Source organism: Aquimarina ulvae (genome assembly GCF_053613295.3).
Genome location: NZ_JBSIBP030000005.1, coordinates 347222 through 368888, shown reverse-complemented (window position 1 = coordinate 368888; position 21667 = coordinate 347222). Strand labels below are relative to the sequence as shown.

Below are 21667 nucleotides of genomic sequence, written 5' to 3'. Positions count from 1 at the left end.
AGTATTATTGTTAATTTGCTTTAGAAAACGATGTATTATACATCTATGGCTTAAAATTATAATGGATCCAACAAACTGGAAAATTCTACAACTATTACAGGAAAATGCAAGACTGTCCAATACAGAAATCGGTAGAAAAGTGGGGCTGAGCTCTCCTGCGGTTGCTGAGAGAATAAAAAAAATGGAGGATTTTGGTATCATAGAAGGATATACCACAAAAGTTTCTTATGCTAAGACTGGTTACCAATTAAAAGCGATTATTACTTTGCGTGCTTTTATGGGACGTTTACAACCTTTTTTGTCAAAAATAGCGGAGTTTAACGAAGTGCTTAACTGTTATAGGATAACAGGTAATGAAAATATAATTATGGAAGTAGTGCTAAAGGATCAGGTTCATCTTCAAGGATTTATAGATAGGTTAATAACTTACGGAGAAGCTAAAACCCACATTATTTTATCTAATGTGATAGAAAATAACCCCATACTGAACAGAAAAGATTAATTAATCCAATATATAGTATCTTTAAAACTGTTATGTACGTCACTTTAGAACATTACGTTACTGCCATAGTGTGTTTGATTACGGCATTTGTGATTCAGAGAATTTACTATAAAGAACGGGTCAAAAATCAACCTTCAGCATCCATTAATGGAATTAAATGGTTCGGTTTGGCGATTTTTTTATGGGGTTTAGGAGCCATGATCAACATCTTCCTCTTGGAATTATTTGAAATTAAATCAACTCATAAAGTGGTGATTTATTTGGGAGTCTTCGTGTCTTTATCAAATTCACTAAGTATACTACTTTCTTTACCATCCATTGAGCATCAGAAAGAACGTAATATAGTAGTGAGTTTGGTACAACGGTTTTCTGAGAAAGAATTCACAACTCTTTTTAGTGGAGTTCTTTTAATGATTGCGTTTGTGTTTATCGTTACTTCTTATGATAATTCCAGAATCAGCAATAATTTTATTTGGTTGATAGATATTCCAATTTCGTTAATCGTTGCATTTGCACTATTAAACGAACTCAATAAAGCTTTTGCCAATCGGAATATGAAGTTTATGGTGTTTCCCTGCTTCATGTTATTTGTATTAATAGTCATTGCAGTCACCTATAGAATTATACCTCAGGACAAAGCTATAGAATTCATTGACCAGGATTTTTGGAGTTTGTTTGGTGTAATTACAGGATTGTCATTTAAATTTTTATTTATTCTGTTATTCTCTATTTTGTTATATAGTTGGAAGTTCCTTTCTGAAAAAGAATTGAAACAAACAGAATTGGAGGTTCTTACCAAAGAAAAAGAACAGTTATTAAGGAATCAGGAAAAACTCTCATTGACTAATGAGAGTCATTTGGATACTATTTCTTCTTTACAAAAGCGTCTGAAAGAAAGTGATTTAAAGATTAGCTCATTGTTGGAGTCTACAAAAATTGAATTGTCTGATCGTCAAAAAGAAGTCCTGGGTAATTTGGGTGTTTGTGGAACCAGTAAATCCTATACGAAAATTGCTGAGGAAATGAATATTAGTTTAGATGGTCTTCAAACACACATTTATCAGATAAAAAAAGTACTTAAAATTAGTGGACCGGATGGAAAAGAACAGCTTATAACTTTTGCTAGAGCAAACCAACTCTTAAAACATGCGAGCATTCAGAATACGGACTCTGATTAAGCATATGCTTAACCATTATTATTTTTAAATTCATTAGTACGTAACCTTTTGTCTTTAGCTGCTTTACGTAATCTTCGTCTAAAATTTTAATAGCAAGTCAGATGAAGAAAATTATAGCGATATGTGTTTCGTTTTTTGCGTATATATCTACTACGGCTCAAGAAATAGATTCGGGGTCTATTGACCAAAAAATTAATAATGGGTTTAAAAATGCAACGGATTGGTTTGTAGATGCAATTTTTGCTGAAATTCCAATAACTTCTCAAATCGGAGTCCCTTGGGTCTTGCTTGTTCTGTTGTTAGGAGCTTCCTATTTTACAGTGTATTTTAAAGGAATTAATTTTAGAAATTTTTGGACCTCAATAAATATTGTTAGGGGGAAATATGACGATCTTGAAATGTCAGATATTTTAGAGGTTTCGACAGCTGTTCATACGATAGAAGGAGATCAGCCGGATACTGCTAGAGTAGAAGGCAAAGATGGAGAAGTAAGTCATTTTCAGGCATTAACTGCTGCGTTATCGGCGACGGTGGGATTGGGAAATGTCGCAGGTGTTGCGATTGCATTATCCATTGGAGGTGCTGGAGCAACATTTTGGATGATTCTGGTTGGCTTTTTAGGGATGGCGTCTAAGTTTGTGGAGTGTACACTTGGAGTTGCTTACAGAGAGATTGATGAAAATGGTACTGTTTACGGTGGACCGATGTATTATTTAAGTAAAGGGCTAAGAGAGAGAGGTTTAACCAATTTGGGAAAAGTCCTAGCCGTAATTTTTGCAATCATGTGTGTAGGAGGGTCTTTTGGAGGAGGAAATATGTTTCAGGCTAATCAGGCGTTTAAGCTTTTTGAACACGTAACGGGTGCAGAAAATAGTTTTATTTACGGAAAAGGATGGATATTTGGTTTAGTGATGGCAATTTTTGTGGCTATTGTAATCGTAGGAGGTATAAAAAAAATAGCCAAGGTTACGGATAAAGTCGTGCCTTCTATGGTGGTAGTGTATGTATTGGCGGTAATCACTGTAATATCTATAAATTATAAGCTGATTCCCGAAGCAATAAATGCTATTATTACTGGCGCTTTTAGTGCAGAAGGAATAACCGGAGGAGTGGTAGGAGTTATGATTCAGGGATTTAGACGAGCGGCTTTTTCTAATGAGGCAGGAATTGGATCGGCTTCCATTGCTCATTCAGCTGTTAAAACAAAATATGCTGCCAGTGAGGGGTTGGTAGCATTACTAGAGCCTTTTATCGATACCGTAGTGATTTGCACAATGACCGCCATTGTTTTGATCATAACAGGACAGATTCAGGTAGGTACTCAAATCTCTGATGAACAAGGTGTATTGCTTACTGCCAACGCACTAAAAAGTGGTATTTCTTGGTTCCCATATATCTTAAGTTTAGCGGTAATTCTTTTTGCTTTTTCATCCATGATTTCTTGGTCATATTATGGATATCAGGCATGGTCTTATTTATTTGGAAGAAAAAAATATGTGGAGTATATCTATAAAACAATATTTTGCATCTGTGTAATTATTGGTTCGGCAGCCAGTTTAACCGCGGTCACCGATTTTTCAGATGCTATGATTTTTTCTATGCTTGTTCCGAATATGATAGGATTATTTATTCTAACACCTAGAGTAGCAAAAGAACTGAAGCGGTACAAACATGCTATATCGGGTGATTAAATTGTTTTAAATGTTCCTTTTTGAAGATTTTGGCATAAGATTTGCATCTTTTTAAGTATATAGAATTTATCAAAATCTTGTGTGAGGACATTGGTTCAAAGAGCTGAAGATAGTACAGGAAAGGATAGAAAAAACGCTCAGAGAAAACACTGAGCGTTTTTTTATGAATTGTCATCAAGAATACATTTCTTTTTTTATTTTTAGGTAAATAAATATCTGAATATGGATAGAATACAAGAGTATTTGGAGATTGCTATTGACAAAATTGTGTTTTTTGCACCAAGAATTATTGGTGCTGCATTGGTACTTTGGATAGGGTTCAAAATCATCAAAAAAATACTAATTCTGATAGAAGCTGCCTTAAAGCGCATGAATATCTCTGTTACCATGCGCCCATTTCTAACCTCAATTATTTCAGTATTACTAAAGATCGCTATTCTCTTTATTGTCATCTCTATTTTAGGAGCGGATCTTTCAGGTTTTGTAGCTATTTTGGCAGCCATCAGTTTTGCAATTGGTCTTTCGCTTCAAGGTAGTTTGGGTAACTTTGCATCAGGCATACTGATTATGTTTCTAAAACCTTATCAGGTAAAGGATTGGATAGAGGTGGATGATAAGTTTGGGAACGTGCTGGAAATTGGTATTTTTAATACGACAGTAAAAACACCAGGCAACAAAATTTTAATTATTCCTAATTCGAAAATAACAGATGGTGTTGTTACTAATTATTCTAAAGAAGGCGTAATTAGACTGGAAATAACGGTAACAATGCCCTATAGTGAAGATTTTCCTAAAGTAAAAAAGATTATAGAAGAAGCGTTAGCTCCTATAGATAAAATATTAGGCACACCGGTTCCAGAAATTGGAATTGAAAACTTTGATTCGCATAGTGTGTCAATAGCAGTAAGGCCTTATGTGGAACCAGATGATTTCTGGGATGTAATCTTTATAGCGCATCAAGAAATTAAAAGAGCATTTAGTGAGCATCATATTAAAGTTGCATATTCTGAAGGAGTGGAACTGGGAAGTATTGGAGCCTAAGATTTAGAACATTTTTTTATATTGAATAGACTAACTGGCATTTTTTTTGCAGCTTTCTCTGTATTCTAACCAATTTTAGTATGAAATCGAATTTTATGAAATTTATTATGATTTGTACGCTTATGTGCTCAATTTCATACAGCTATAGTCAAAGCACATTAACACTAAAAAAAGGAGTAGTAGTCGATTCTCTTACAGTGCCTTCGAGTGAAGGAGTGTTTAGTGTCTACTTGCCTAAATCTTTTGATTTACAGAAAGCATGGCCTATCTTTTTTGGTTTTGATAGCACCAAAAGTATGAGTTCTTTAACGCATCTTTTTAGTAAATCCGCAGAGAGACACGGGTATATTGTTGTAGTTTCTAATTACGGAGAAAACTTAAGTGTAAATGATAAATCAAATTACGTGGCACTTTTTATGAAACACATTGTTTCTCTGTTTCCAATTCAAAATAAAAGAATGTACGTTTTTGGTATTGGAAAAGACGCACCTCTTAATTCTTCACTACCAATACTCTATAAACAGTTTAACGGAGTAATCGCAATAGGGGATGGTTACGACTATTCATTGAAGTTAAATAGAAATAGAGATTTTTCTTATATTGGAATAGTAGGAGATCAAAATTTTAGATACGTAGACTTTTTAGACACACGTACATATTTACGAAAGAAAGGAATCTCATCAGAAGTCTATACACATAGAGGGAATGAAGAATGGCCATCAGAACGAATTATAGACAAGGCTTTCTCATATTTTACATTAGAGGCAATAGCAAAAGATAACATACCAAAAGATTCTGTATGGATTAGCCATATCTATAAAAAAGATCTTAAAGATGTTCAATTGCTCACAGCAAAAAGTAAATATCTTGAGGCTTATGACCAATTGGTTAGAATGCGCGATAAGTATTCATTTTTTTTAGATGTAGATGAACTCAAAGAAGAACAAAAGACGATAAGAAAGATTAAAGGATATAAAAAAGAGAAACGGCTTAGGTCAAAGTATCATAATCAAGAAATATTCTTAAGACAGACCTTTATACTGTCTCTCGATGAAGACGTTGAACTGAGTCAATATGATAACCTGGGATGGTGGCAGTATAGAATGAGTGAACTTGATATACTACGTAAAACTAATGAAAAGTATGCAAGCGACATGGTGATTAGAATTAAAGGTTATCTAAAGAATATGATTACGATGTATAAAAAAGCAATAGCCAAAGAAAAAGACAATATAGATAGCAAAATATTTTTGAATATTTTAGGAACTATAGTGGATAAGAATGATTTTGAATCATACAAAAATATTATTTCACTTAGCGTTATGGATCAGGATAGCGGAACGGCACTTTTTTATCTGGAGAAAATGCTTCAAAACGGATTTAGAGAATTAGAAGCGCTTTATACAATCGAAGGCACATTGCCATTAAGGATTTCCAAGGAATATAACAATATTATCAAAAAGTACTTAGGAACATCAAAATACTTCTCGTTAGACTGATATGAAAAGCATGTAATTGTGTATTTCATCGGTATTTCAATTCTTTTAAGCATTATTCTATTGATAACTTTTTAAATAGGCATGGTTTTAGTATTAGATTTAATTTATCTTTATAACACGAAAAATCTAAGATGTGTATTACACAAGTTAGCATATCAAGAAATATGACGATATAGATTTGAAATTTTAATTTGGAATACACATTGGGATAAGTTAAGTGTGAGGACATTAGTCTAAAGAACCCAGATCTAATAACTAAAGAGAGTACATAGTTTGCCCAATAAAAAAAGCGGTCGTATTAAAGATCGCTTTTTTTATGTTTTTTTTTGAAGTTTACTTTCGATTTCATTGGGAATTAATAGACTAAAGTGAAATTTTTGAATTTCTTTAGTATCTTAAAATGGAGTGTAAAAGATTATTTATGTGTATTTCATCGATTATTTTTGTTTTTTGTCGTTTAAAAGTTTGTATTAACGATTTTTTTACAATATATTTACTTCAACTTAAAAATACTGGTGTATAACCAGAATTAAGATTTTAAACTGTATGACGATATGGATTTAAAATTTTAGTTTGGAATACGTCAGGGCTCATTAGGTGTGAGGACATTAGTCTGAAAGACCCCAAATCCGGAAGCTAAAGAGAGTACGTAATTTGCCCTAAAATTGATGAAAGCGTTCTGTAAAAGGAGCGCTTTTATATTGTATAACTTTCTGCTATTTTGATATGACTAGATGAGGTATATTTTCCAATTTCCAGTCAATGACAAGTCCTTTCGCTAAGGACCGTGCAATTTCTTCCCCATATAGGTGCTCACATAGATATAATGAGGCTTCAAAACTTTTGGCTCCACCGGCAGAGGTAATGTATTTTCCGTCATGTACGAATAATACCTCTTTTCTTATATCTAAATCAGGAAACATTATACGCATCGTATCAATATCACTAGGAAAAGTAGTCGAAACCACATTGTTTAGCAACCCAGCTTTGGCTAGCACAAAAGCACCATCACAATGAGAGGTGATATATGAGGCAGTTTGATCCACTTTTTTAATAAAATTGATCATCGCTGTGTCTTCCAGGTCGGTATCGAGATGATGTTCTGCACTTGGTACTACCAAAATATCAATTTTTGGTAATAAATCTTTCGTATAATTATAGTCAGGAATTATTTTCACTCCTTCAAAAGTAGTGATAGGATCATCAGTATTGGCTACGGTAAAAACATTCATTTGTTTAATATTTTTACGATATTGAGTATGTTGAAAAATATCAAAAGGTGCCGTAAATTCTGTATTGTATGTACCATTCATAAGTAAGAACGCTACATTAAAACGGTTAGACACTAATGTAGGAAATGTTTTTTCTCTTTTGGGTATTACGGTACGTTCTCCGTGATTCGTTAATAGTTTTTCTCTCTTTTCTTCAGAACAACTAATAATTACTGTAGTTAACAAGATAAATAATAAGTATTTCATGGTAATTTTTAAACAGGTTTTAATGTAGGAAATCTTTTTTCTTTACGGACTTTTTGTTTAACAATGAGCAACAAAAAAATTCCTATTACAGAAATTACAGCCATCAATAGCCATGCGTTATTATAGCCATATTGATCTATAAATTGCATACCCGAATTATGTCCTAAGATGTGTGCTGCAGAAAAAGACATGCTATATAAACCCATATAATTGCCTTGTCTACCTTTTTTTGATCGACCCAGTGCAAAAGCATTCCCGAAAGGAAAGGAAATCATTTCTCCAACCGTTGCAATTACCATGCCGATAACTACGATTCCTGCCCACGGCGTTAACACCAGCAGTATAAAACTAATTCCGGTTAAAATAAATCCACTGATTACATTTCCAATTTTAGACAATGATGAAGATTCTAAATATGCAATGAGGGGCATTTCAAAGACAAAAATTAACGCTCCATTCAATGCCAATATCAGTCCTATATGCTGTTCTGATAAAAAATGGACCTCTTTATAATACAGAGGTATAGTAGAGAAGTACTGAACAAAAACAAACCCAAATAAGGCCAATGCAATTAAGAATAAAATATAAATTTTATCCATATGGGCAGGAGTGGGGCTATCTATCACAACTTCTTTATCAATGATTCTGGCCTTTTTAGGATGTAATGTTTTAATCATAATCAAACCCGCAATAACACAAGTAATCCCATCTATCCAAAACAATCCGTAGTAGCCAATAGTTGCTATGATCAATCCCCCTAAAGCAGGCCCCATAGAGAATCCTAAGTTGATCGCTAGTCTGATAAACGTTAAGGATCTGGTTTTATTTTCTGGTTTGCTGTATGCACTTAATGCAACAAAAAATGCTGGACGGGCAGCATCTGCCACAGTAATAAGAACAAAAAAACTGATGCAAATACTCCAAAAACTAGTGAAGTATTGTACGATAAAAAATGAAATACCGGTTAATAAAAGAGATCCTAAAATTACTTTGTAATAACCAATATGATCGCTTAACTTTCCACCTATCCAAGCTCCCAATAAAGAACCTAATCCATAACTGGTCATTACCCAACCAATTTGGCCAAATGAAAAGCATAAATCATCTGATAAATACAAAGATAAAAAAGGAATCACCATCGCTCCCATTCTGTTAATCAATGTGATAAGTGCTAACCACCAAACTTCTTTTGATAAACCCGAAAAAGTATCAATATAATTTAGGAAGAGTTTTTTCACATTGTTGATGATTAGCTCGTTTAGAATCGATAAAATTAACTTTTTATCGAAAAAACAGATACAATTTTAGAGAATATTAACTGGTTTATTACTAATGCTTTGTACTTTTGCAAAAAAATAAGGGGACAGTGTACAGATTATCTTTTTTACTAATGCTATTCTTTAGCCATATAGTGGCTCAGGATTCTACAACCATTAAAAAAATATTGGTATTTCAGGAACAACTCAATAAAGAATTTGCCTCTGAAGAAAAATCACCGTTAACACCAAAGGATTTTAAAACCTTTAAAGAATTGGATTTTTTTGATATTGATACTACATATAGTGTTTCAGCAAAATTTGTTCGAACACCATATGAAACTCCTTTTATAATGAAAACAACAACGGATAGAGAACCGGTATATGTAAAATATGGTGAAGCTCATTTTGTACTTCAGGAAAAAGAATGGATATTAAATATATATCAGAGTCAGGGACTAAAAACCCAACCTGAATATGAAGATTATCTTTTTCTTCCTTTTACAGACCTTACTAATGGAGAAACCAGTTATGGTGGAGGACGTTTTATAGATCTGAAAATTCCTGAAGACGATATGATTTTAATCGATTTTAATACAGCATACAATCCATATTGCGCCTATAGTGCCAGGTATTCCTGTCCAATTCCTCCGGACGAAAATCATTTAGAGTTGGAGATACTGGTTGGTGTAAAAAAATACAGTAAACACGAAGCAAATAGATAAAAAAAGCGCTCTGATAATTTCAGAGCGCTTTTAGCATAAACAAACAATATATTAAACTATAATATATTAAAACTTATAGATGGCACCAAATACAAAAGACGAAAGGCTTTTTGTTAGGTCACCATCATTATCCGCGAAGAAATCCTCAGACGTCGAATCTAATCTTAATTCTGGTTTCAAAGTAAGATTACCGATATCATAACTTCCTGTAAGCGTCGCGGCAATTACACTACCATCTCCTTCGCCATCAAGACCAACTACATCTACTAATCCCCCATTAAATACAGAGAAGTATTCTCCTCTTATTCCTAAAGTGAACTTTTCTGTAGTTTTAAATTGTGGATACAACGCCACACCATAAAATCCAGATGCATCAGCATCTCCTTGATCTTCTGTGGTTAAATATGTAGTATTAACTCCTAAATAGAATTTTTCAGAAAGATCCCATCCTGTGGTTAAATCAACTTGAAATGTAGGTCCGACAGCTCCAGGTTCTCCTTCATTTCCATATCTAAAATTAAGGTAAGCACTGCCATTATCAGCAGCATACCCTACCTGAGCACCAAAAATATAAGTGTCAAAAGGGTTGTTTTCTGTATAATCTGTTGGATTCATTATGGCTACCATAGCAGACCAATTGTCATTAATTGCAAAATCAGCTTTTAGCCCCGTGTGAGAGAACGGACCATAAGAGAACATATAAGAAGTAGAGTAGTTAAAATTTCCTGTAGGAGAAATTACTTCATACCCCAAAAATGTATTGAAATTACCAAAAGTAAGCTTGAACGTTTCTGTTACATTCCAGTACGCATACAATTGGTTGACGATTTGCGAAGAACCATCAGATAAGAACACGGCATCTTCTCCTCTTGGCCCAAAAACAAGATCCGCTACGAATCCTACTTTTTCTCCTTCGTAGCCAAGAATTACATTCGCCATACCTAAGGCAAAACCGGATTGATTTGCAAATGAAGTAGCGGGAGCTGTAGAGTTATCATTTTGAGCTCCAAAATTATATCTGAAATATCCATCTACAGATCCATTAACAGAAAAATTATCGAACCACTTTTTTTCTTCTTCTTCTTGTGCGATTGACGTAAAGCTAATGAGTGCTAAAGAAAAAAGGCACACTTTTTTAAAAAGTTTTGTTACGTTTTTTGTTTTCATAATAAACATTAATTGGTGTTAATTTGTTTTTAATTGGAGCTGTAAAACTAGTTTAAAACTATTTTACCCCAATAAAAAAAGGGGTAAGTAGACTTATTTTTAAGCATTTTTAATTTTATACCCCTAAAAAATTAGACATTAATGTTTATTTAAATGTTTTTTAAGAATTTGAAAGTGACTATTTTAAATTTTATGATTTTGGATGTAATTTTTGTGATATGCATTAAAAAAAATCAAGGGTTGCAACTATGAAAGATCTATATCTGAGAATGAATAAACCTCTTTTTTAAATCGAATTGTAAAAACTTGATCTGAGTTTTGGAGAAGTAAATGGCTAGTAAAAAATATCTTACTAAGATGACATATATCTGTTTTAAAACCTTTTTGTTACGTAGCAGATGAATTTTTAAGAAAGATTTTATGCTTCTTACTTTATAAAGAACAGACTGGGTAACGCTGGTTTAACGTAGAGAGACTTTTTACATTTAAACTAAAGGTTGTGGTAGTGTACAAATCAAAATTAACTTAATGCCTGTTTACCTTGTTCACCGGTTCGTATTCTATACGTGTTCTGTATCTCTGAGACGAATATTTTACCATCCCCAACTTCGCCCGTTTTAGCAGCCTCAATGATTGTCTGTACGGTTTTTTCTTCTAATTCATCAGATACCACTACAGAAAGATATCTACGTTGTATATCAGACGTGCTATAGCTAATTCCTCTATAAACGTGTCCTTTTTTTTCATTACCAACACCAGTTACATCCCAATGCGTAAAGAAGTTTACTTCAATTTCGTGTAAAGCATCTTTAACTTCTTTAAATCTTGACTTACGTATAACAGCTTCAATCTTTTTCATCTTATGGTGTTGGCTTTAAGATCCCAATGTGGATTATTTAGTAATGAAATACAAGGATGATAGCTCTTTATTTTATTATCCACATTCCTAAAAATACTAAAAGAAATCCTATAACAAAAGAACTAACTGTATAAATAGTAAAGCTCATAAAGTCACCTGATCGTAAGAGTATATGGTTTTCATATGCAAAGGTAGAGAAAGTGGTAAATCCACCGCAAAAACCAGTAGCAAGAAGTAATACTGTGTTTTGGGATAGAACATTATTTTTTAGCGCTAGCCCCAGAATAATTCCTATCAGAAAACTTCCTAGAATATTAACGGTAAATGTTCCATATGGAATTCCATTAGTATCGCTGTTTAAGTATTTACTAATAAGAAACCTGGCTACACTGCCTGTTCCACCACCTATAAAAACAAGTAGGATTTGTTTCATTGATTTATATGATAAGAAAATATTAAAAAAAGTATTTCTGTTATTTAGAACGGTGCCTAAAAATATCGTATTTTGATGTCATACTTAACGAACTTTGTAATTACACCTTATCGTTAGGCTTTTAGATATTTGAACACTGTTTCATACGACTATTATAACAGTTTATTTTATTGGGATGTATATTTCTGTAATCCATTCTGCGGGATTGGGTTGTATACTAGGATCTGTTCTATAAACTTCAAAAGCAGGTGATTCTGCATTGGGTTCTAAACCATTATCTTCAATATACTTATATCCTGCGTCCCAAGCTTCTTTTAAGTTTGTGTAATCACCTTTTAATGTGGTCTTAACGACTTTTTGTTGCGGTAGCGAACCGCATAAAATATTACTATCGGCTGGAGTCACTACTTCCTCCCTAACAGGGATTCCTGTAGAATAGATAGCAGTTCCTTGTTCTTCATTAAATTCGTTATATATAGTAAAAGGCATTCCAGTCTGAGGCAGATTGTTTTGTCTTATATATGACATTACTGCAGGAAGCATTTGAGCCATTTTCTCAGAAACATCTGCAATTGGAGAAGCAGTAGCAATGTACATATAGTAACCACCTCTGTGCTCTGTCACTCCATCAACGTGTACTGAGTATTCTTTCATTTTTTTATTTACGAATGCTTGTAAATTCTCTAACCCTTCTTGATACATTGGTCTTAAACTTTGAGATAGTGTGCTATCTTGTGTCATCCAAAATGCTTTTTCCATAAAAGATTGCTCACCTTTCATACCCCACGTCACCTTTGTTTTTTTATCTTCTAATTTTTCAAATTTCCAGTAAACATCACTATTGCTTTCTCCCATAGGAGTAATAAAAGTGATCTTTTGATTAATACTGGTAAACGGAGCTACTTTTATAGTTTTCATGCTTCCATCGCCCTGAGTTTCACTTTTCCAGCTATAAGAGGCACCATTACCACTCGTTTGGTTTGCATATTCCACGATCATGTCATCAGAATCATCCATCCAAGGACCCCATTCTTCCCATGTTTTATATTCATTGATAGTATTAAAGAGTAATTCATCTGGAGCATCGATTACCTTACTTTCTTCTATCTGGAAATTACCATTTGTCATAGCTATATACACGCCACCTCCAATGACAACTAATAATAAAAGAAAGAATAGATATTTTATGATTTTCATGTTAGTTAGTTTAGATTTTTTCTGTAGCTAATATAATCAATTTTTAAGATGCTTTTAGTTCATAGACTTTTAGAGAGTTAAATGCTTTTCATTTTTAAAAAATTAAAGTTAAATACTAATGAAAAGAAGTTAAAAATATTATTTTTTTTTATTTCGCTACATTTGTCAAGAACAATATAAACATAAACAAATGAAACTTAACCGGATAATATTTTTTATGGCTTTTAGTGTAATTCTACTAGCGTGTAAAAAGGATCGCAGTATACAGGATCAGATCAACCAGCAAGAAAAAGCTCAGGAAAAAGTTGAAGAAAAATTTGACTATTTGGTTGAGCAGTTTGCAGATATCAAAGTGCTTAGATATAAGATTCCTGGATGGGATAAGCTCTCATTAAAGGAACAGCAGCTTGTATACTTTCTTACACAAGCAGGTTTAAGCGGTAGAGATATTATGTGGGATCAAAACTATCGTCATAACTTAAAAATACGTAAAGCACTAGAAAAAGTATATACTAAGTATACAGGAGATAAGAAAACAGCTGATTGGAAAGCTTTTGAGACGTATCTGAAAAGGGTATGGTTCTCTAATGGGATTCATCATCATTATAGTAATGATAAAATCAAACCTGAATTCGACAAGGAATACCTTACTTCTCTTTTAGCAGAAACAAAAATTGAATTGGCAGATGAGGCTATCAATGTTATTTTTAATGAGCAAGATATTAAAAAGGTAAATCAGGCAAAAGGAGTGGATAATGTGGCCTTATCTGCAGTTAATTTTTATGGACCTGGAGTAACTAATAAAGATGTAGAATCGTTTTACAGTAATATGAAGTCTCCTGATCCGGAAAAACCGTTATCCTTTGGTTTGAATTCTCAATTAGTTAAGGAAAATGGAGTGTTAAAAGAAAGAGTGTATAAATCAGGAGGTTTGTACGGTGCTGCAATAGACGAAATCATCAAATGGTTAGAAAAAGCAAAAGGGGTTGCTGAAAACAAAGCACAGGGTGAAGCTATTGGACTATTAATCGAATATTATAAAACGGGAGATTTAAAAACTTGGGATGATTACAATGTTGCTTGGACCAAGGCTACAGAGGGTAATATTGATTACATTAATAGTTTTATCGAAGTGTACAATGATCCATTAGGATATAGAGGCTCTTATGAAACCATTGTTCAGATTAAGGATTTTGATATGTCCAAGAAGATGGCAGTTTTATCAGAAAACGCCCAGTGGTTTGAGGATAATTCTCCATTAATGGACGTCCATAAAAAAGATAGTGTTGTAGGAGTTACTTATAAGGTGGTTACGGTAGCAGGAGAAGCAGGTGATGCTTCACCGAGTACCCCAATAGGTGTAAATCTACCAAATGCAAATTGGATTAGAGCTGCGGTTGGATCTAAATCAGTGTCTTTAGGAAATATCATAGATGCGTATAATAATGCAGGAGGATCAGGTCGACTAAAAGAATTCGTGCATGACGATGAAGATTATGAATTGGAGGAAACATACGGAAAATTAGCAGATAAGTTACATACTGCCTTACACGAAGTAGTAGGTCATGCATCAGGTCAATTAAATCCAGGAGTAGGAGAGACAAAAGAAACACTAAAGAATTATGCTTCTACAATGGAAGAAGGACGTGCTGATCTGGTAGGATTATACTACTTGATGGATCCAAAGTTACAAGAACTGGGATTGGTAGAAGACTGGGAAAAGGTAGGAAAAGCAGCTTATGATGGGTACGTCAGAAATGGATTGATGACACAATTAATACGTCTTAATCTTGGTGATGATGTAGAAGAATCGCATATGCGTAATCGTCAATGGGTAAGTGCCTGGGCTTTTGAACAAGGAGCTAAAGATAATGTAATCCAAAAGGTAACTAGAGATGGAAAAACCTATTACAATATTAACGACTATGCAAAGCTACGAGAGATTTTTGGTCGGTTATTGCGTGAAACACAGCGTATCAAATCTGAAGGTGATTTTAATGCTGCAGAAGCATTGGTAGAAGGATATGGAGTAAAAGTTGATCAGGCAACTCATGCAGAAGTTTTAAAAAGAAACGAACAATTTACATCTGCTCCTTATAGTGGATTTGTGAATCCCGTTTTAGTTCCTGAGATGGACGAAAATGGAGAAATAACGAAAATCAATGTAACGCAACCTAAAGATTTTGTAACTCAAATGCTAGAATATAGCAAGACATATGGGTTTTTGCCAGAAATGAATTAAACAATATTAGGAAATCGTATAACCAGGATCTTAGAAATAGAATCCTGGTTTTTTATGGAAAAATGTGATGTTTAATAATTCCCTAATCATCTTTGTTTTAATAATACAAGATAAATATTAGTAAGAAAAAACCCTCAAACCAAGAAGCGGATTCGATAAGTTTAAACCTATTTTCGTTTTCTAACGAATTTTCTGATTATGCTTAAAGTATTTTTTGTGCCGGTTTTTTACTTTTTGCTGTTTTTTTCTACTTCTTACACACAGGAAAAAAAAGATTGTGAGGAAATAGAAAAACATATTAATGAACTTCCTACAATAGATGATAGACTAAGAGAATCTCTGGTATATATCCAAAATACAGATTTAGAATGTAAATATAATTTATGGACAAGGAGAGCGCAAATGTTTCAGGAAAAGTTTCTTCTTGATTCGATTGTCGGTTCTTTGGATCATGCGATAGAAGTTGCTAATGAGTTAGAAAACTCAGAGTTTTATCTACGCTCGACATTAAAAAAAGCTAGCTTTTTAGTTGATCAGAATAAAATAGAAGAATCTCTAAAAATACTTAATTTATGTAAAAGAAAATTAGAAGCGAATCCTAACAGTCACGAATGGGTAGGATATTATAATACCAAAGCAAATATTAGTAGAAATAATGGAGAGTATGAAAAAGCACTTACGTATGGTGATAGTGGTATTGCAATGGCAAAAAAAGTAAATAAAACAAATTCATTACACCACGGATACTTGGATAAAGCAGTATCTCATATTACCTTATTTCAGTATAACAAAGGGATTGAAGCATTACAAAGCGCTATTTCAATTTTGGACACCCTAGAAAACAAAACAGAACTATCTTTTGCTTATTTTACAAAAGGAGTTTGCTATGAACGTTTGGAAGAGTATGAAAAGGCTATTGAGACATTAAAACTTGCAGTAGAAAATGCTCGAAATACAAACGATACCAAGTCGTTAGCTAGAGCGTATTCTAGAATGAGTATATCCCTGATAAAATTAAAAGATAAAAGAGCTTTGGAAGTAATCGATTCTGTGATTTCAATTTCCCAAAAAACTTCAGACTTCTCTACTTTGGCAATTGGATATTCAGACAAAGGAAACGCAGCTCTTAATATAATTGAAGATTATGACCTTGCAGAGCATGCATTTTTAAAGTCTAACGAGATTTTAGATACAGAAAGCGTTACAAAGAGAGCTAAAGAGATTACATTGCTTACAAACTTATCAGGTCTGATAATTACAAAAAAGAAGAAGAAAGATTATGAAAAAATGTATGCTTTTATAAAAGAGTACGAAGTTGAAAGTGAAAAAACAAAATCACTTATAGCAAAATTAAATCTAGCTGATTTTTATACTACCTATTATGAAGGAGTAAATAATTACAAACAAGCGCTTCGATACTATAGAGAATATGAAGATATTAGAGATTCTATAACAAATAAAGAGGTGAGGGTTGATGTAGCAGATTTAGAGAAAAAATACGAAACTCAAAAAAAGGAAATAGAAATATTAAAACTAAACGAGCAATCTCAAAAACAAAAAATTAAAACTCAAAAAGCTCAAACCAATCAATATGTTTTTTCTGCAATAGCGTTGTTTGCGATACTACTGTTACTAATGGGATTTTGGGTGTATATGAAAACAAAAAAACAACAGGAAGCACTCAACCTCACTCACCAGAAACTCAAAGAAAGTCATCAAGAAGTGGCCTCCATAAATACTGTAAAAGACCGCTTATTTTCTATCATATCTCATGATATGCGTAATATGCTTATTCCTTTTCAAAGAGGAGGTAAAATATTAAAAAACTATATAGACAAGGGTGATTATGAGAAGGTAAAGGAGTTATCGCAAAAACTACAAGAAAATTCATTAAACCTTTCGCATCTATTGGACAACTTGTTAAATTGGTCCTTAGAACAGATGAATGGATATTCATTTAAGGCAGAAAGAATAATAGTGTCCAGTGAATTAGAAGATATAAAAAGTGCTTTTATGCCTTATACCCTAGAAAAAAATATAACGATTAATATAAAAGGGAAATTAGAATTAGAGACTTTATTTGATAAAGGAGCTTTTCATATAATTTTTCGAAACCTTATCGGAAATGCTCTAAAATATACTGAAAATGGAACTATTAGTATCAATTTTTTTGAAAAAGTAGATAAACTGATCTATGAAGTTTCAGATACGGGAATTGGAATGTCAGAAGAACAATTAAATGATATTTTTAAATTAAAAAAGAATAAGACTGCCGGAACAAGAGGTGAAAAAGGCACAGGAATAGGTCTTAACCTGGTATATCGATTTGTAGAAATGAATAAAGGTACCATTCGGGTATCATCTGAAATGAGAATTGGAACAAAGTTTGAGCTAAGCTTTCCAAAAGTAATTGCAATTGATACATCACTTTCTTCAGGAATTAAACAAGAATCGGCATAATGCTGAAGATTTAATTTTCAAAAATCGTATTTTTTTTCAATAGCATACCGCAGTAATTCTCCTTTTCCGTGAAGCCCTAATTTACGAATGATATTTTTGCGATGCGTTTCTACCGTGGACACAGAGTTGAAACGGATGGCTGCAATTTCTGAAGAGGTTTTTCCTTGTCCAATAAGTGTTAGTATTTCTCGCTCACTTTTGGATAAGACCTGTTTCTTTGATTGTTGTGTTATATCTTCAGAAAAAAAGGAAGGATCGATTGTGGCATCAAAATAGGTGTTTCCTTTCATCACTTCCCGTATTGAGGTCAGAACTTCTTCTAACGGGGAGTTTTTTAGTAAATATCCAGTAGCTCCGGCAGCCACCATTTGTCTTACAGCATCTTCCTGATCAAACATAGAGAAAGCAATGATTTTGATATGGGGTGCTTCTTTTTTGATGATTTTTGTAGCAGCAATCCCATCTATTTTTGGCATACGGATATCCATCAAAACTACTTTGGGTTGTTTTCTTCTTACGATGGTTAATAATTCTTCACCATCATTTGCCTTACCGACAATGCTTATTTCTTTTTCATATTTAAGTAATAAATCGATACCGTCAATTAATGACTGATGATCTTCTGCGATAGCTACTGTAATCATATAGGTATATTTATGATGATATTAGTTCCTTTTCCTATGGTAGAGTCAATCTCAAAAGTTCCCTCTAGGTGTTCGATACGTTTCTCTATACTTTTTAACCCCATTCCGTCTTTTTCAGGTAGTATCTTGGCATTAAATCCTTTTCCGTTATCCTCTACAATAATATTGAGTAGAGAATCATGATTGGTTAGTGAAATATTGATTTCAGATGCATTGGCATGTTTGATCGTATTGGTAATCAATTCCTGAATAATTCTGAAAATAGAAATTTCCAAAGCATTGTCTAATCGTTCATCTAATCCGTAATCCTGCACTTCGATTTGTAATCTATTGCCATTAGAAGCTTTTTTTGCAAGGTTTCTGACAGCAGGTAACAATCCTTTTTTTGCCATGACTCCGCTGTTTTTTTCGTGGGCAATGGTTCTTACTTTTTGGTACGCTTCATCGAGTAGGTTGTTTGTTTTTATATATAGTTCTTCAATATTTTCTACATTAGGATTATTGTGGTTGTTTTTTAAGTGATCAAAATGTAGTTTTACCGTTGCCAGTGTGCTCCCTATATTATCATGTAGATCATTGGCCAATCGTTGGCGTTCTTTTTCCTGCCCAGAAATCATAGCGTCTATAGCTGTGAGTTCTTGCTCTTTCAGTAATTTCTCGGTTTTTTGAATTTCGATTTCTCGTTCTTGTTCGGCGATGTGTTGTTTACGTTTGGTGTTTCTGTATATAAGGATTGCGATTATGATTCCTAAAAAAAGAGAGCCACCTAAAGTTGCAGCAATATTTTGATTTTTCTTCTTTTTTTGTTGTTCAATTAGAATCTGTTTTTCCTTTTCAGCTGTTCTAAATTTTACATTTAGTTGCGTTATATTATTAATGTGTTTTTTTTGATTAAACTCCATATTAGAAAAAAAACTTTTACTTAAGAAGTAGTACGCACTATCAGAAATGTTTAGTTTTTCAAAATTTTTGGCTTTCCAATAATCTAAATAAGTCAAATTCCATTTAATTAGTTTTCCTTTCAGATTGGTTTTGTCAATTATATTTAAAAGATTATTTGACTCCATATGAAGTCCCATTTTATTTTTTAAAATAGCAATACTGATATCGAGAGCGATTTTCTTTTCTATGAATTTACCTAATGAATTATCTCCGTAATATTCTTTTGCTTTTTTGTAATAATATAGCGATTTTTCGAAATCTTTTACATACTCATAGTGTATTGCGATATGTTTACTTAAATTACCTTTATAGAAGTTTGGAATTTCGGTATTCAGAAGCTTGATACACCGTTTTAAATCAGTTACATTTTCGAACTGTTGATTATTATTTCTTCTAATAAAAAACAAATCATAGTAGTCACTGATTAATATATCTACATTATCCTGAGTGTTGTTTCTTAGACTGTTTAGTGTTTCTTGATAAACGGTATCATAAATACTAAAATATCTTGTATGGTATTCAAGAATAGCTTTATAAATTTCATTTTGAATACTTTTGAGTTCAATCTTTTTGGAAAACTCTAAAGCTACTTCGAAATAAGAAATAGCTTCAGAATCTTCATTTTCTTTATAATAGTATTTATATAAACCGTGATTTAAGTATTTAATGGAGTTTAATAAATTATTGGAAGAAATAATAGCGGGCTTATAGGATGTGAACTCTTCATTTTTTTTAAGAATTCCAACTTGTGAAATAAATGTATGTAAGTTGCAAAGTTCCTTGTGCAATTCTTGAGGTATTTTTTCTTTATATTTTTCTAATAATTCACTCGATTCATCATATTTTATTGATTTTATAGATAATAATATTTCTTCAATATAGGCCATAGCTTCATCCTTAGAAAACAAGTCCATGTAACTAAATAAGGATATGATGATCATCAAAAAAATACTTCTTCTCAAAATGTAACTCTAATGGTTCCTGGATGACAACCTAAGTCAAGAAAGGTGCCTTCTTTATCTAAGTGACTAAATGTCCAAAATAGAGGTAGATTTTTGTCGTCAAAATTAAAATCTTCCATAATATCTTGATAATATTGGGGTTGAAAAGAAGATTTGTTAATTCTACTAAGATCCCAATTGATTGGAGTGTTATATTTTTTTAATAATAATTGATCTCCATCTCTTATATATCTATGTCCATCTATAAATGCAGATTCTTCTAAATTATCTTTGTCAAAAATTTGCCTGGATATTCCACCATTCTGAACTTGAACTTGTCTTAAATCATCAAAAGTAATATTTAGATTTATTAAAGAACCATCAGAAATTCCTTCAATTTTTTTTAGCTTTTCTTGATTTTTATCGGAAAGCCTTAAAAAGTAATTATCTCCTCTAGGGGAAATAAAAAGTTCTTGGTTTAGAAGAAATTCATTTGAATAAAGTGGTTTTAAATTTATATTAAGATTGTAAACAAAATCATCTATTAAGGCGTGGTAGACTAGTTGAATTGTTGGAGGGCCAGCTAAGCCAAGAGTAACATCTCCATTATAATTTTGTATAAAGAGATCACAATTTTCTGGAAAGAAAGTCAATTCATCATTTTCATTTTTTTTGAAATATCCTCTAATATTCCCATATAAAGTAAAAAAGGTATTGTATCTATATCCTCCTCCAAGTGTCTGCCAATTGCTATTACTATAAACGATTTTTTTCAAACATTCTTCAGGACTAAGTTCTTTAGAACACTTTTCTATTATAGTTTCTTCAGTATCTTTTTTTCGATTTAGGAACTCATTTAAGCTAAAAGTGGTACGTAGATTTTCGTGCATGGTTACTTTATTTTAGATTATTTAGTTACTCCAAATCTCTTCAAAAAAATAAAAATTTTCCATACCCAGTACAAGGTATTTTTTCAAGGGCGTCTAAAAAACACCAACAAAACACCTTACCAGCGATCAAATGATCCTAGGTAATAGAAATTACTATTTAATTGAAAACTAGGGGTATAGTTTGTTTATTCTGGTCTTAAATACATTTTTAATGCAAAAAGCAACAAAATAAAGATAATAAAACCGAAGAGAATAAAAATACTGCCTTTGTAATATTTGCGATGTAGTGTAAGATCTTTTCGATAGCTAAATACCATCAATATGACAAAAGCTACTACAAAAAATCCTGCAAATATCCACTGACCTGTACTAAACATATTTTGTTATTTTTACGGCAAAGATAAAAGTTAATTATAAAAACCACATATAATTTTGTCATACTGAGCTTGTCGAAGTGGAATTTAGGTATCAGGTTAAAAAAATCTTTGACAAGCTCAGATTGACAAGGTGATGTTTTTATAA

General features: G+C 32.6%; 17 protein-coding genes. 8 read left to right on the top strand and 9 right to left on the bottom strand.

Going from position 1 to position 21667, the window contains the following annotated elements:
• Positions 1-61: 61 nt before the first annotated feature.
• From ACWGOQ_RS13645 to ACWGOQ_RS13625, 5 genes are all read left to right on the top strand, one after another.
• Complete coding sequence (locus ACWGOQ_RS13645) at positions 62-502, top strand: Lrp/AsnC family transcriptional regulator (protein WP_452058706.1); 441 nt, start codon at positions 62-64, stop codon at positions 500-502.
• A gap of 32 nt (positions 503-534) precedes the next feature.
• Positions 535-1680, top strand: a complete 1146-nt coding sequence (locus ACWGOQ_RS13640) for a helix-turn-helix domain-containing protein (RefSeq protein ID WP_452058705.1) — start codon at positions 535-537, stop codon at positions 1678-1680.
• A 101-nt stretch (positions 1681-1781) separates the two neighbouring features.
• Positions 1782-3371, top strand: a complete 1590-nt coding sequence (locus tag ACWGOQ_RS13635) for an alanine/glycine:cation symporter family protein (RefSeq protein ID WP_452058704.1) — start codon at positions 1782-1784, stop codon at positions 3369-3371.
• Between the two features lie 222 nt (positions 3372-3593).
• The gene (locus ACWGOQ_RS13630) at positions 3594-4412 is read left to right on the top strand and encodes a mechanosensitive ion channel family protein (protein ID WP_452058703.1); all 819 of its coding nucleotides are present in this window, start codon (positions 3594-3596) and stop codon (positions 4410-4412) included.
• Between the two features lie 80 nt (positions 4413-4492).
• Positions 4493-5911, top strand: a complete 1419-nt coding sequence (locus ACWGOQ_RS13625; protein WP_452058702.1) for an alpha/beta hydrolase family protein — start codon at positions 4493-4495, stop codon at positions 5909-5911.
• A gap of 716 nt (positions 5912-6627) precedes the next feature.
• On the opposite strand, the gene ACWGOQ_RS13620 is transcribed toward ACWGOQ_RS13625, so the two are convergent.
• On the bottom strand, positions 6628-7389 hold the full coding sequence (locus tag ACWGOQ_RS13620; RefSeq protein ID WP_452058701.1) for a DJ-1/PfpI family protein: 762 nt from the start codon (positions 7387-7389) through the stop codon (positions 6628-6630).
• A gap of 8 nt (positions 7390-7397) precedes the next feature.
• Entirely contained in the window at positions 7398-8627 is a 1230-nt protein-coding gene (locus ACWGOQ_RS13615) for an MDR family MFS transporter (RefSeq protein ID WP_452058700.1), read from the bottom strand.
• Between the two features lie 152 nt (positions 8628-8779).
• On the opposite strand from ACWGOQ_RS13615, the gene ACWGOQ_RS13610 reads away from it, so the two are divergent.
• Positions 8780-9370 (top strand): DUF1684 domain-containing protein, encoded by a 591-nt coding sequence (locus ACWGOQ_RS13610; protein WP_452058699.1) that lies wholly within the window; start codon positions 8780-8782, stop codon positions 9368-9370.
• A gap of 66 nt (positions 9371-9436) precedes the next feature.
• Here ACWGOQ_RS13610 and ACWGOQ_RS13605 read toward each other — a convergent pair whose 3' ends face one another.
• The 4 genes from ACWGOQ_RS13605 to ACWGOQ_RS13590 all read right to left on the bottom strand — a co-directional run bounded on the left by ACWGOQ_RS13605 (position 9437) and on the right by ACWGOQ_RS13590 (position 13026).
• A complete protein-coding gene (locus ACWGOQ_RS13605) occupies positions 9437-10537 on the bottom strand; it encodes a porin (RefSeq protein WP_452058698.1) in 1101 nt (366 codons plus the stop codon).
• Positions 10538-11057: 520 nt separating this feature from the next.
• Positions 11058-11396: a P-II family nitrogen regulator gene (locus tag ACWGOQ_RS13600; RefSeq protein ID WP_452058697.1), complete on the bottom strand. Its 339-nt coding sequence runs from the start codon at positions 11394-11396 to the stop codon at positions 11058-11060.
• Positions 11397-11463: 67 nt separating this feature from the next.
• Entirely contained in the window at positions 11464-11829 is a 366-nt protein-coding gene (crcB, locus tag ACWGOQ_RS13595; protein ID WP_452058696.1) for a fluoride efflux transporter CrcB, read from the bottom strand.
• Between the two features lie 162 nt (positions 11830-11991).
• Positions 11992-13026 (bottom strand): SRPBCC family protein, encoded by a 1035-nt coding sequence (locus ACWGOQ_RS13590; protein WP_452058695.1) that lies wholly within the window; start codon positions 13024-13026, stop codon positions 11992-11994.
• A gap of 190 nt (positions 13027-13216) precedes the next feature.
• Between ACWGOQ_RS13590 and ACWGOQ_RS13585 the strand changes: the two genes are divergently transcribed.
• Complete coding sequence (locus ACWGOQ_RS13585) at positions 13217-15268, top strand: dipeptidyl-peptidase 3 family protein (RefSeq protein ID WP_452058694.1); 2052 nt, start codon at positions 13217-13219, stop codon at positions 15266-15268.
• A gap of 198 nt (positions 15269-15466) precedes the next feature.
• On the top strand, positions 15467-17728 hold the full coding sequence (locus tag ACWGOQ_RS13580; RefSeq protein WP_452058693.1) for a tetratricopeptide repeat-containing sensor histidine kinase: 2262 nt from the start codon (positions 15467-15469) through the stop codon (positions 17726-17728).
• A gap of 17 nt (positions 17729-17745) precedes the next feature.
• Here the strand turns inward: ACWGOQ_RS13580 and ACWGOQ_RS13575 are convergent, their stop codons facing one another.
• Genes ACWGOQ_RS13575 through ACWGOQ_RS13565 form a run of 3 tightly spaced genes read right to left on the bottom strand, consistent with a single transcriptional unit; the run spans position 17746 to position 21145 of the window.
• On the bottom strand, positions 17746-18372 hold the full coding sequence (locus ACWGOQ_RS13575; RefSeq protein WP_452058692.1) for a response regulator: 627 nt from the start codon (positions 18370-18372) through the stop codon (positions 17746-17748).
• Entirely contained in the window at positions 18369-20276 is a 1908-nt protein-coding gene (locus ACWGOQ_RS13570) for a sensor histidine kinase (protein ID WP_452058691.1), read from the bottom strand. The genes ACWGOQ_RS13575 and ACWGOQ_RS13570 overlap by 4 nt, the downstream gene beginning before the upstream one ends.
• The gene (locus tag ACWGOQ_RS13565; RefSeq protein WP_452058690.1) at positions 20273-21145 is read right to left on the bottom strand and encodes a hypothetical protein; all 873 of its coding nucleotides are present in this window, start codon (positions 21143-21145) and stop codon (positions 20273-20275) included. The genes ACWGOQ_RS13570 and ACWGOQ_RS13565 overlap by 4 nt, the downstream gene beginning before the upstream one ends.
• Positions 21146-21667 lie beyond the last annotated feature (522 nt).

Bases quoted from the DNA above. Each gene is read 5' to 3' on its own strand.
- ACWGOQ_RS13640 (WP_452058705.1), top strand. From the start codon at position 535: ATGTACGTCACTTTAGAACATTACGTTACTGCCATAGTGTGTTTGATT.
- ACWGOQ_RS13600 (WP_452058697.1), bottom strand. From the start codon at position 11,396: ATGAAAAAGATTGAAGCTGTTATACGTAAGTCAAGATTTAAAGAAGTT.
- ACWGOQ_RS13580 (WP_452058693.1), top strand. From the start codon at position 15,467: ATGCTTAAAGTATTTTTTGTGCCGGTTTTTTACTTTTTGCTGTTTTTT.
- ACWGOQ_RS13630 (WP_452058703.1), top strand. From the start codon at position 3,594: ATGGATAGAATACAAGAGTATTTGGAGATTGCTATTGACAAAATTGTG.
- crcB (WP_452058696.1), bottom strand. From the start codon at position 11,829: ATGAAACAAATCCTACTTGTTTTTATAGGTGGTGGAACAGGCAGTGTA.
- ACWGOQ_RS13565 (WP_452058690.1), bottom strand. From the start codon at position 21,145: ATGCACGAAAATCTACGTACCACTTTTAGCTTAAATGAGTTCCTAAAT.
- ACWGOQ_RS13605 (WP_452058698.1), bottom strand. From the start codon at position 10,537: ATGAAAACAAAAAACGTAACAAAACTTTTTAAAAAAGTGTGCCTTTTT.
- ACWGOQ_RS13645 (WP_452058706.1), top strand. From the start codon at position 62: ATGGATCCAACAAACTGGAAAATTCTACAACTATTACAGGAAAATGCA.
- ACWGOQ_RS13635 (WP_452058704.1), top strand. From the start codon at position 1,782: ATGAAGAAAATTATAGCGATATGTGTTTCGTTTTTTGCGTATATATCT.
- ACWGOQ_RS13620 (WP_452058701.1), bottom strand. From the start codon at position 7,389: ATGAAATACTTATTATTTATCTTGTTAACTACAGTAATTATTAGTTGT.
- ACWGOQ_RS13610 (WP_452058699.1), top strand. From the start codon at position 8,780: ATGCTATTCTTTAGCCATATAGTGGCTCAGGATTCTACAACCATTAAA.
- ACWGOQ_RS13590 (WP_452058695.1), bottom strand. From the start codon at position 13,026: ATGAAAATCATAAAATATCTATTCTTTCTTTTATTATTAGTTGTCATT.
- ACWGOQ_RS13585 (WP_452058694.1), top strand. From the start codon at position 13,217: ATGAAACTTAACCGGATAATATTTTTTATGGCTTTTAGTGTAATTCTA.
- ACWGOQ_RS13575 (WP_452058692.1), bottom strand. From the start codon at position 18,372: ATGATTACAGTAGCTATCGCAGAAGATCATCAGTCATTAATTGACGGT.
- ACWGOQ_RS13625 (WP_452058702.1), top strand. From the start codon at position 4,493: ATGAAATCGAATTTTATGAAATTTATTATGATTTGTACGCTTATGTGC.